The 11,706-nt window shown below is 54.0% G+C and carries 10 protein-coding genes; 6 read left to right on the top strand and 4 right to left on the bottom strand.

Going from position 1 to position 11,706, the window contains the following annotated elements; all coding sequences use genetic code 11:
- Positions 1-3 precede the first annotated feature (3 nt).
- From holA to R2K26_RS03710, 4 genes are read right to left on the bottom strand one after another with little or no spacing between them, the layout of a single operon-like run.
- Positions 4-1,056: a DNA polymerase III subunit delta gene (gene holA / locus R2K26_RS03695; protein WP_316518826.1), complete on the bottom strand. Its 1,053-nt coding sequence runs from the start codon at positions 1,054-1,056 to the stop codon at positions 4-6.
- Positions 1,057-1,078: 22 nt separating this feature from the next.
- Positions 1,079-3,244, bottom strand: coding sequence for a ComEC/Rec2 family competence protein (locus R2K26_RS03700; protein ID WP_316518827.1), 2,166 nt, complete (start codon positions 3,242-3,244; stop codon positions 1,079-1,081).
- Between the two features lie 9 nt (positions 3,245-3,253).
- Entirely contained in the window at positions 3,254-3,958 is a 705-nt protein-coding gene (locus R2K26_RS03705) for a YjjG family noncanonical pyrimidine nucleotidase (RefSeq protein WP_316518828.1), read from the bottom strand.
- A complete protein-coding gene (locus R2K26_RS03710) occupies positions 3,942-4,259 on the bottom strand; it encodes a DUF1294 domain-containing protein (RefSeq protein ID WP_316518829.1) in 318 nt (105 codons plus the stop codon). Before R2K26_RS03710 ends, R2K26_RS03705 begins: the two co-directional genes overlap by 17 nt.
- Positions 4,260-4,346: 87 nt before the next feature.
- Here R2K26_RS03710 and R2K26_RS03715 point away from each other — a divergent pair, with 87 nt between their 5' ends.
- The 6 genes from R2K26_RS03715 (at position 4,347) to folD (ending at position 11,705) form a co-directional block, all read left to right on the top strand.
- The gene (locus tag R2K26_RS03715) at positions 4,347-5,630 is read left to right on the top strand and encodes a family 10 glycosylhydrolase (RefSeq protein WP_316518830.1); all 1,284 of its coding nucleotides are present in this window, start codon (positions 4,347-4,349) and stop codon (positions 5,628-5,630) included.
- A gap of 163 nt (positions 5,631-5,793) precedes the next feature.
- Positions 5,794-6,879 carry a nucleotidyltransferase domain-containing protein gene (locus tag R2K26_RS03720; RefSeq protein WP_316518831.1) on the top strand — a complete coding sequence of 362 codons (1,086 nt, stop codon included), beginning with the start codon at positions 5,794-5,796 and terminating at the stop codon, positions 6,877-6,879.
- A 305-nt stretch (positions 6,880-7,184) separates the two neighbouring features.
- Positions 7,185-8,450: an EF-P 5-aminopentanol modification-associated protein YfmF gene (gene yfmF / locus R2K26_RS03725; RefSeq protein WP_316518832.1), complete on the top strand. Its 1,266-nt coding sequence runs from the start codon at positions 7,185-7,187 to the stop codon at positions 8,448-8,450.
- Positions 8,447-9,745: an EF-P 5-aminopentanol modification-associated protein YfmH gene (gene yfmH, locus R2K26_RS03730; RefSeq protein ID WP_316518833.1), complete on the top strand. Its 1,299-nt coding sequence runs from the start codon at positions 8,447-8,449 to the stop codon at positions 9,743-9,745. The genes yfmF and yfmH overlap by 4 nt, the downstream gene beginning before the upstream one ends.
- Positions 9,746-9,763: 18 nt before the next feature.
- Positions 9,764-10,867, top strand: coding sequence for a prolipoprotein diacylglyceryl transferase (lgt, locus tag R2K26_RS03735; RefSeq protein WP_316518834.1), 1,104 nt, complete (start codon positions 9,764-9,766; stop codon positions 10,865-10,867).
- Entirely contained in the window at positions 10,851-11,705 is an 855-nt protein-coding gene (folD, locus tag R2K26_RS03740) for a bifunctional methylenetetrahydrofolate dehydrogenase/methenyltetrahydrofolate cyclohydrolase FolD (RefSeq protein ID WP_308448238.1), read from the top strand. The genes lgt and folD overlap by 17 nt, the downstream gene beginning before the upstream one ends.
- The last annotated feature ends 1 nt before the right edge of the window (position 11,706 follow it).

An 11,706-nucleotide genomic window follows, 5' to 3' on the forward strand; every position in this document is an offset into this window, starting at 1 on the left:
CCTTTAGGCCACGCTGCCGCGGTGCGCAACGTACAAAAGCTGGGCGAAAAGCTTTTCGAGTGCGATTCTGTCCATGTTTTCACCGCCCGAAAGCTTGATGGAAAGATCGCAGTTGAGTAAAAGCGAAAGGCATTCACGCAGCATTTCGATGGAAAGGTCGCGCACGTCGCGCTCGGCATATTTTAATCTAAAATCGCGGCCGCGGTAATCGCCGTATTCCGTCGGCGCCATGGACGTTTTGCCCGCTTCGATTGCGGCGCGCACGCGGTACATGTCGATATAAGCGCTGCTTAAAACGGCCAAAATCGTGTACGGTTCTTCGCGCTGGGCCATCAGTAGATCAAGCAGCGCATACGCTTTGCTGTAATCGCCGCGCACGAGGGCGTTGCTCAAGAGAAACACGGTTGTTTCCATGTTTTTCGTGACCGTTTTTTCCACCTGCTCGGCGGTGATCTCGCCGCCGCCCGCAAAGGCGCAGAGCTTTGTCACTTCGTTTGTGAGGGCGTTTAAGTCGTTGCCGACGTACTGCACGATGCGCTCGGCAAGCTTGCGGGAGAGCAGGCAGTTTGCCTTTTCGGCCTCGCGGCAGACGTATTTTTCAAGCTCGTTGTCTTTCAGGCGCAGCGAGGGCAGGGAAAAGCCGCGCGTGTCGAGCTTCTTTAAAAACGTGCGCCACTTTACGCTCTTTTTCGGGTCGATCTCGAGCGTGGGCAGATAAAGAATAAGTACGGTCGTTTCAGGAATGGTATCGAGCAATTCGTAGAGCTTATCGAGCTCTGTGGTGTTCATGGCTTCCACGTTAAGGTCGGAGACCGTGACGCACTTGCGCTCTGCCATAAACGGCATGGCGACAACGGCATCCGCAATGCTGTCTACGGGCGCGTCGTGCGGGAATTCCTGAAAGTTGAATTCCGGGAAGTTGCCGTCCAGTTTTTTTAACAGGCGATTTAAATTGCGGCGCACGAGCAGCTTTTCGTCGCCGTACAAAAAGTAAAGGCTGCCGATTTGCTCTTTTGCAATCTGCTCCTTGAGTTTGGTTTCCGTGATCTCGGGCATAGTGTTTTCCTTTCGTTGCGGCTTAGCCGCCGTATACCGTGTACGTGCCGCGCTCGTCAAAATCGAGCCGGATGCTTTCGTGCTCCGTCATAAAGAGGTAAGCGCCGGGCGAAAGCGAAGCTTCGGTATCTTCTATTATACCACTTGTTTTTAAAATCGTAAACGGGGCAGAGACTGCACTTTGCGGTTTTTCTGTCACCAAAATGTCTGTGTTGTGGGAAATCGACGTGCTGCTTTTCGTTTCAAGGTAGATTTCCGTGCCGTTTACGGTGACCGTGACGGTCTCGCCGCCGTCCGTGACCGTGAAGCTGCCGGAGGGAAACACGCCGACATAACTGAAATCGTAAAACGCAGCGTTTTCTGCAGGGTAATATACGGTGTCCGGCACGAGAATCTGCTTGACCTCGAAAAGCTGTGCAAGCTTTTCGGCGCAGCGGATGCTTTTTTCATCAGGCTGCACGTGTAAAAGGGTGATCTGCTCCGCACCGTTCGCGCGCAGGGCGGTCTCAACGGAAGCGGCATTTCCGCTGCACCCGAGCACCTCGGCGGAGGTGTTTGTGATAATCGCCGTGCAGGCGGCGTAATCGGTGCGGAAAACGACAAGGCGTGCGGCGCTTTGGTTCAAAAGCGCGTTTGCACCCATGCCGCAAAGCAGGATGCACACCGCTAAAACGCATGGCAGCGCTTTATTTTTGCGGCGGTAGAGAAGCATGGAAAGCGTGAAGAAAAGGACGCAGATCACGACGGTTACGGGCAGATATTTGCCGGAGATACGCAGCGTACCGGGAATGTGCTCTGCGATAAGCGTGATGATGAAATTCTGCGCTTTCACGCAAATGCCGCTTAAAAGCACGAACGGCGCGGCGCACGGGGAGAGGACGGGGACGGCGAGCAGCAAGGCGGCGATGAGCCCGAACCGCAGCAGCCACGCGGAAATCTCCAACACCAAAAGCGATGTGAGCACCGAAACGAATTGCACCGTGCCGTATAAATAAAGCTGCAGCGGCGCAGTGAAAAGCACCGCCGAAAGCGAGACGGAAAAGGCAGAAACAAGCTTTGCAAGGTGCGCTTTCCGCTGCGGCTTGCGAATATTTTTCGTGACTGCTTTTGTGATGCGCGGCGCAAGCAGGATGATGCCGAGCGTCGCCGAAAATGAGAACAACAGGGAGACATCACCCGCGCAGAACGGGTTTAATAAGCTCATGGTCAAAACGGCGACCGCAAGGGAGTTGAGCGGTTCCGCCTGGCGACCGAGAAGAATGCCGAAAAGCAAAATAAGCTGCATAATGCCGCTGCGCACCACAGAGGCCGAAAGCCCCGAGACGAACATAAAAAGCAGCGTAAACACCGCGGAAACGAGCGCGGCCGGGCGGCGTTTCAGCCCGAGCAGACCCAGAAAACCGAGGGTGAACTGCGTCAAGATCGCCATGTGCATGCCGGATATGGCCAAAATGTGCGAAGCACCGGCCTTTTTGTAGGCGGAGACAAGCTCGGTTTCCATATCGTCCCGCAGGCCGAGCAGCATGGCGGAAAGCACAGAGCCTTCGGCTTTGGGGTAGTTTTCCAAAATCAAATTGTGAAAATGCGTGCAGATTTGGTTTACATAATATGAAAACGGGCGCTTTTCGGCAGGCGTGACCTGCACGGATTCGTAATCCGTGACATAGGCGGATAAGACCATGTTATCCGCAAGCCACGAGGTGCGCGGGGAGAGCCCGAGGCTGTCTTCAAACGCGAAGAACTTCGCTTCGCACGTGACCGTGTCGCCAATCTCTGCCGGGAAAGCCTCGCTGTGGGAGAGGCGTACCGAAAAATCGACATCCTGTACAGGCTCGTCGATGTGCGTCACATGCAGCTTGTAATAGAACCGCCCGTTGCTTTTCGTGAGGAACGACTCTACGTTTCCGGTGACGGTATATGTGCCGCCGTCATAGCGCTCCGTGGGCAGCACGAATAGATTCATTGCAACTGCAAACACCGCGAATGCGGCTGCGGTAGCGATGAGGGAAAGCACGAAATTCGGCCGTTGTCGATGCTGCTTAAACAGCAAAAGCAGAAAAACGGCGGCGAACAGCAAAACCGCCGAAACGGCGGCAAACGGCGCGCCGAAGAAAGAGGCGACAAACAGCGCCGCGAAAAAGGGGAAGCCGATGTGCACGGCCGGGCGGTCGATGTCGGGGTTCTCCATAAAAGCTCCTTACAGCAAAATTCTTACGATATCTTCGTAGCTTGCGGCTTCAAAGTTGGGCGGTATGGGAAGGATGTTTGCTTTGCGATTAGGGTTATACCATAAGCTGTCTAAACCGGCGTTCTGCGCGCCTTTGATGTCTGCCGAAAGCGAATCGCCGATGACGAGACAGTTTTCGGTGCTCGCGCCCGGTATGTGCGCAAGGACATAATCAAAATATTTTTTATCCGGCTTTGCCGCGCCGATCTCATCGGAAATAAAGCAGTCCTTCATAAAGGCCGTGACGCCGGAATTCTTGAGACGTCCGGGCTGCGAGATCGGATTTCCGTTTGTGGTGATGTAGAGGTCGTAACGCTCTGAAAGCGCACGTAGCATATCCAAAGCGCCCGGCAGCGGCGTGCCGGTTTTCGCTATGCCGGAGACATACAGGTCTTGCAAAAAATCGATGCTGACCGGTGTGAGCCCCGCGACCTCGAAGAAATCGACGAAACGGTTGTGGTACAGCTCCGCTTTGGTGCAGAGCTTTTGCTCAAAACGCCGCCACCAGCTTTCATTGCAGTCGTTGTAAAGGCGCAGAATCTCTGCACTGTATGGCTTTTGCTTTGCAAGCCCCGATTGCTCGTACATATATTGAAATGCGAGCGGCATGTCTTTTTCAAAATCGATGAGCGTCTGATCGGCATCAAACAGCAGATTTTTATATTTTGTGTTCATTAAAGTCTCCCTCAAAGCAAAAAATCCGATAGAAAAGGACGATGTGCAGTACGATGAAAACGGGCATGGAGATCACAAATTTCAGGTGTTTTGTTTTGTGGCGGATACACAGCATGGCGATAAATTCGCCGAGTGCGCCGCCTGCCGCACCGAGCAAAAGGAGCGTGCGCTCCGGGACACGCCATTGCTTTTTCTGTGCGCGGCGCTTATCGGTAACGGTCAGGACTGCGGCTGTGATATTGATGATACAATAATAGGTCAGCAGTGTGAACTGCACGGGTTCCGGTTTAAAATCCATCATATTTTCCTCGCTTGTCTCATACTTATGATTATCTTACCGCAAATCCGTTTGGCGGTCAAGGGAACGCAGAGAGAAAGGAAAAAGCGTATGATCGTAATTAAAAAGTATCATTATGTCATCGCGGTTTTAATTTTGGTTGCGGCCGTATTTCTGGCGATGAAAAGCGCGGCGGGACGGGAGAAAAACACAGAGCCGAGTGCGGCGGAAAACTCCGTTGAAGTCGTATTCCCAAGCACTGCGCCGGAGCAGGAGGATAGCAACGCCGCAGAAACGACCGCAAAAGCAGAAGAACCGCTTGTCGGCGTGTGGATTCCGTACATGGCGCTCGATGTGGCGGAGAAGACCGAAGAAGCGTTCAAGGAGAATTTTGACGCCAAGCTTGCGGCTGCGAAAAGCGTCGGCGCAAATGCGGTGTTTGTGCATGTACGGCCGTTTGCGGACAGCTTGTATCCCTCGGAGTACGAGTCGTGGTCGCACCTCTTGACGGGCACGCAGGGGAAAGACCCCGGCTATGACCCGATGGAATACATGGTAAATGCCGCGCACGAGCAAAATATGCAGTTTCACGCGTGGATCAACCCGCTGCGCATTGCGAGCACGACAATCCCGCCGGAGCTTGACGAAAATGGATTTTATATGCAAAATTATGTAAATCACCCGGAATATTTTATGACGTACAATAGCGGCATTTATTATAACCCCGCAAGCGCGTATATCCGCAACCGCATTGCGGACGGCGCAGCGGAGATCGCCGAAAAATACGACGTGGACGGCATTCATTTTGACGACTATTTTTACCCCACGGACGACGAAAGCATCGACGCCGAGCAGTACGCGGCGTATGTAAAAGAAACTGAAGAGCCGCTCACGCTGCACGAGTGGCGCACCGCGAACGTGAACGCGCTCATTGCCGCCGTGTACAGCCGTGTAAAAGAGGCAGATCCAGACGTGCAGTTCGGCATTTCGCCGCAGGGCAATTTAGAAAACAACGAGATGATCAACGCTGACGTGTACACATGGTGTGCGCAGGCGGGGTATATCGATTACGTTTGCCCGCAGCTTTATTACAGCTTTGAAAATGAAGCGCTGCCGTTTGAGACGGCGCTCCAAAATTGGTGCGCATTAAAGCGCCTGCCGAGCATCAAATTGTATATCGGGCTTGCGGTGTACAAGGCGGGCACGGATGCGGACAACGGCACGTGGCTCAACACGACCGACACGCTCGCAAAGCAGATCGACCGCGCAAAGGAAGCGGGTGCAGACGGCGTGGTGCTGTACGCCGTAGACCACCTGACAGGCGAAAACGCCAAAGCCGAAATGGCGAACGCCGTGCCGGAGCTGGAAAGGTTTAAAGAAGCACAACAGAATTGACAAATTATATAAAACATTCCACAAATTAAGAGAAAATATTGCGCCTTGCCATCACTTTTGATATACTGAAGCTGCGGCTGATGTATGAAAAGCGGTGCAGAATGTGTCCGTCCCGCATTTTGCGCCCGAAACGATTTTGTTTGATAAGGACAGGAGAACCAACATGACGGAAGAAAACAGAAATGCGCTGATGCAGCGCAACGACCGATTGATTCGGGACGTGATTCAAAAAGCAGAAAAAGAATGCAAAAGCGCCGTGGCGTTAATTGCAATGTACGGCTCGTTTTGCACGGGGCGATACTCGGAAACGTCCGACCTTGACCTGTTTGTTTTAATGCGGAACGAGGACGGCTATAAAGCCTGTGTAACCTTTATACTCGATGGCATCGGCATGGATTTTTACGGCGTGAAATGGGAATGGCTCGAAGAAGAAGCAAATTACACCACACCGTATCTTGCAAAGCTGCTCGATTCCAAAATCGTCTATTGCCCGAAAAATGCGGACAGGGAACGGTTTGAGGCGTTGCGTGAAAAGGCGCAAAGCATCCTCACAGCGCCGTATACGGAAGACGATCTGCATCGCGCGGAGGCGATGTTCGGCGAAGCGGAGCGCTTATTTGCGAAGCTGATGCGCGAAAGAGCGTTCGCGCAAAGCCGCAAATATGCCGCAGGCCTGCTGAATTGCCTGTTTGGTACGATCTGTGTGCTGAATAAGCAAGTGTTTAAATTAAGCGTGCGCGACCGCTTTACGGAGCTTGAGCAGATGCGGTTCGTGCCGCGAAATTTCAAGGCCGTAACGGAAGAAGTCATCCGCGCGGGCACGGCGAAAGACCTGCGCACGGCGGCGGAAAAGCTGATGCGTGCTGCGGATGACTGCTTTGCAGAAGCGCGGGCGGTCTATGCGCTGAAAGCGGAGAAGAAGGAACCGACCCCGGACGACCTCAAGGGCACGCTGGAAGAGATGGTGAGCAACTGGCAGCACAAAATACACCGTGCGGCGAAAGAGAAAGACGTGTTTTCCGTGTTTGACGCGACGGCGAATTTGCAGTATATGCTCGATGAGATCGGGGAGAACCTCGACATTCCCGCATTTGACCTGCTTGAAAAGTTCGATGCAAAAGACCTGTCGGCGGCTGCGGCGCAGTTTGACGGCGCACTCAGCTTATATGCAAAGGAATACGAAAAAGCGGGACTCAAACCGAATGTGTTTGACAGCATAGAGGCGTTTGAAAAAATGTATCTCGGTTGAGGTGGATTTCAAAAAGAGAATGCCTCATCATTACGAAGCGGGTATATTATACTTCGGGGGAAGAATTCACGGACATCGAGATCAATTTGAATACGGTCGAGTGAGACCGCAGCTTCAGCCGGGTGCATCGAAAAGTGTTGCGCCCGGTTTTTTGTGCGCGCGTAAACTGAATTTTTTGTGAAAAAGCCGACTTTGGCTTTAAAATTGAAAAAAGCTGTGCTATAATACGAATACGAAAGCATATTTATGCAACTATACCTTTTGAAAATTCGGTTTTAAACTATTTCAGGAAGGAAAATTCAGAGATGAATAATCATTTTTTTGAACAGAAGGACTGCGGCTTGCAGGCGTTCTGGAGCAGCACGCCGCAGTTTAAAACGGCACGCGTTTCCGCACATCTTGTGTTGCCGCTTACCACGCCGGAAAATGCGGCTTTATATGCACTCGTCCCGAATATGATCTCCCGTGCGACGCGCGAATACCCCGATTACACGCAGTTTGGCAAGCGCCTTGCGGAGCTGTACGGCGCTTCGGTGCAGCCGGGCGTAACGCGCGTGGGCGATAACCAGATTTTAACGCTTGCCGCAGCCGGCATTGCGAACCCGTATGCGTTCGGCGGCGAAGATGTGCAGCAGGCGCTTTCCGAAATGCTGGAGAGCATTCTGTTCACGCCGCTGTGCGATGAAAACGGCCTGTTCCCGGAGGACGGTTTTTTGCAGGAGCAGCGCCAGCTTTTGGAGACGCTTGACGCGGAATATAACGATAAGGCGACGTATGCCATGCAGCGCTGTGTGCAGACCATGTTTGCGGGCGAACCCGCAGGTGTGCCGCGCATCGGTACGCGCGAGGCGATCTTGAATGCGACCCGCGAGGGCGTGAAAGCGGCGTGGGAGTATGCCGTAAAGCACGCGCAGATCTGCCAGTTCACAATCGGCGACGGTGCGGACGACCGCTTTGCGCAACAGCTTATAAAGCGCCTCGGCACGCGCGACGCGGTGTCCATTGAGACAAAGCGCCACACGGCATCGGGAGACGTAAAGCGTGTGACGGAAGAAATGCCCGTTGTGCAGTCTAAGCTCGTCATGGGCTTTGCCATCGGCACCACGCCGGAAGAGCGCCTTGCGGCAAAGCTGATGTCCGTTGTGCTCGGCGGCACACCGAGCAGCAAGCTTTTTATGAACGTGCGCGAAAAGCAGAGCCTTTGCTACTACTGCGCCGCGCGCCACGATACGCCGAAGAACGTCATGTTCGTGCAGAGCGGCGTGGAAACGAAAGACCTCGACCGCACGGAAGAAGCGATTTTAAAAGAGCTCAACGATATGAAAAAGGGCAATATCACGGACGATGAGATTCTCTTTGCAAAGCTCGCCATGTGCAACAGCTACAACGCCGTGGCAGATTCCGCAGCATCCATGGAGACATGGTATCTCAGCGGTATGCTGCAGGGCAAGCTCCACACGCCGGAGGAATATGCGGAGCGTATCATGAACATCACGAAGGACGAGATCGTCAGCGCCGCCGAGCGTGTCACGCTCGATACGGTCTATAAGCTGAAAGGAGCGGCAAAATGAGCGCAGAAATGAAGAATACCCTTGTGGAAAGCAAACTTCTTCGGGACGGCTACCGCTGCGTCAAACACGCAAGCGGCCTGACCGTGTTTATATACCCGAAAGCGGAAATGCGCAGTACGTATGCGGTGTTTGGAACGCGCTACGGCTCCATCGATAAGGTCTTTAAACGCAGCGACGAGGATAAGGCAGAGACGACACCCGCGGGCATCGCGCATTTTTTGGAGCACAAGCTTTTTGAAAGCGAAGACGGCGACGCATTCGGCCGCTATGCCGAGATCGGCGCTTCCGCAAACGCGTATACGTCCTTTGAGACGACGCGCTACCTGTTCTCTTGCACGGAAAACGCAGAGCAGGCGCTGGAGATTTTGCTCGACTTCGTGCAGTCCCCGTATTTTACAAAGCAGACCGTTGAAAAAGAGCTCGGCATCATCGGCCAGGAGATCAAAATGTATGACGATGACCCGCAGTGGCGCATGATGTTCAGCCTGCTGCGCGCCATGTACCACACGCACCCGATCAAGGACGACATTGCGGGCACGGTGGAGAGCATTGCGGAAATCACCCCGGAGTACCTTTACCGCTGCTACAACACGTTCTATAACCTCAACAACATGGCACTGTGCGTCTGCGGCAACTGCACGGAGGAGGAAGTCCTCGCGCTGTGCGACAAAATGCTGAAAAAGAGCGAGCCCGTTGAGGTAGAACGCGTTTTTGAAGAGGAGCCCGATACCATCGTGCAGCCGTTCGTCGAAGAAAAGCTGCCTGTGGCGTGCCCGATGTTCCAGTTCGGCGTGAAAGAGGCCGTAACCGGTGCGCACCGCACGGAAAAAGACCTTGCCGTCACCGAGGTGCTGCTCGACATCATGGCGTCCGACAGTTCGCCGATGTTCCGCAAGCTCTTAGATGCGGGCCTTGTGAACGAAGCTTCCTTCAGCTACGAGTATTTTGAGGGCACGGGCTACGGTGCGCTGCTGTTCGGCGGCGAATCCGGCAACCCGGAGGCCGTGTGTGATGCCATCCGCGAGGAAATGGCACGTTTAAAGCGCGAAGGTGTCAAGGAGGAAGACGTGCGCCGCAGCGCGAAGTCCCTTTACGGCGCAAATGTTTCCGGCCTCAATAGCCCGGATGTCATCGCGAACGCCGTGATGACCATGCACTTTAACGACCGCGAGCTGTTCCGCTACATCGAGTGCTTCTCCGAGATCACCGCAGAAGACGTGAACGCGCGCATTCAGACGCTGTTTGATATGGACAAAACGGCAGCTTCCATCATTCGTCCGCTGGACGAAGCTTAATCGAAAGGATATACAGTCATGACGCATCAAGTTCAGTTTCCAAACCTCGGAATTTCGGTGGAGGTCAATCCCATCGCGTTTCAGGTCGGTAATTTTACCATTTACTGGTACGGCATCATCATCGGCATCGGGTTCCTGCTGGCGGTGCTGTACGGTTTTTCTTCCTGCAAAAAAATGAATATCAATAAAGACCACTTGCTCGATGCCATCATTGCCGGCTTGCTCGGCGGCATCATCGGCGCGCGTCTTTACTACGTCATCTTCTACCCGGGCGACAAGTACATCACGAACCCGATGGAGATTTTCAACATCAAAGAGGGCGGTCTCGGCATTTACGGCGGCATCATCGGCGGCCTGCTGTGCGGCGGCATCGTCGCGAAGATCCGCAAGATGAACCTGTTCGCCGTGCTGGATGTCGCGTCTCTTGGCTATCTCATCGGTCAGGGTGTCGGCCGCTGGGGTAACTTTGTGAACCAAGAAGCTTTCGGCTGCGCGACCGACCTGCCGTGGGGCATGTACAGTGACCGCACCGCCGCAGAAGTGGTAGGCAATGTGCACCCGTGCTTCCTTTACGAATCGATTTTGTGCCTTTTAGGCTTTGTTTTACTGCATTTATTCACGCGCCACCTGCGCCGGTATGACGGCCAGACGTTCTTATTATACATCATCTGGTACGGCGTGACGCGCTTCTTCATTGAAGGTCTGCGCACAGACAGTCTGCTGTTGCCGGGTATCGATCTGCGCGTTTCGCAGGTGCTTGCCGCGGCTTCGGCACTCGTCGCTGTTGTTTTGCTCATCGTGTTCCGCAACTGCCATAAGCTTACGGGCTGCGGCAGCCGCAAGGCGATGGAAGCGGCCGGCCTTACAGTTGAAGACAAGGCGGAGAAGGTCGAGATCGACGACACTGCCGAAAGCACCATTTTCTCCGGCATGAGCGCCGAAGAAGCACAGGAGCACATGGCGGTCGGTACCGGCGTAAAGAAAGCCGCCGAGGCGGAAAATGAAAAAACGGAAGGAGATGCGGATGCAAACACTTCCGAAGAGCCGTCTGATGAAGCCGAAAAAACGAATGAAACGGCAGAAGGGGAAAGCGAGGAGAAGAACGATGGCAGTGAGAATTGACGGCAAGGCCGTTGCGGCAAAGGTACGCGGCGAAATTGCCGAAGAAGTTGCCGCTTTAAAAAAGCAGGGCGTTCAGACCGGCATGGCGGTCGTGCTTGTCGGCGAAGACCCCGCGTCTAAAATCTACGTGCGTAACAAAGGCAAGGCCTGCGCCGAGACCGGCATTTACTCCGAGGAACACGTCCTGCCGGAAAACACCACGCAGGAGGAGCTTTTGGCGCTTATCGAAAAGCTGAATGCAGACCCGAAGATCAACGGCATTTTGGTGCAGTCTCCGCTGCCGAAGCACTTGAACGAAGCGCTCATCGTGGAGCATATCGATCCGAAAAAGGACGTGGACGCGTTCCACGCCGAAAATGTCGGCCGCATCATGATCGGCGATTTCGCGTTTTTGCCGTGTACGCCCGCGGGCATCATCGAGCTCATCCGCTCTACCGGCGTCACAATCGACGGCAAAAACTGCGTCGTCATCGGCCGCAGCAACATCGTCGGCAAGCCGATGGCTATGCTGCTTCTGCATGAAAACGGCACGGTGACGATCTGCCACAGTCACACGAAAAATTTGAAAGAGATCTGCAAAACGGCGGATATTCTCGTTGTCGCGGTCGGCAAGGCGAAATTTGTCACCGGCGATATGGTAAAGCCCGGTGCCGTGGTGATCGATGTCGGCATGAACCGCGATGAAAACGGCAAGCTGTGCGGCGATGTCGATTACGAAAGCGCCGAGGCGGTCGCCGGCTACCTTACGCCGGTGCCCGGCGGCGTAGGCCCTATGACCATCACAATGCTGATGAAAAACGCCGTAACGGCAGCAAAAATACAGAACGGGCTGGTGTAAG

It is taken from the genome of Neglectibacter sp. CSJ-5 (genome assembly GCF_032490475.1).
GTDB lineage: Bacteria > Bacillota > Clostridia > Oscillospirales > Acutalibacteraceae > Hominenteromicrobium > Hominenteromicrobium mulieris.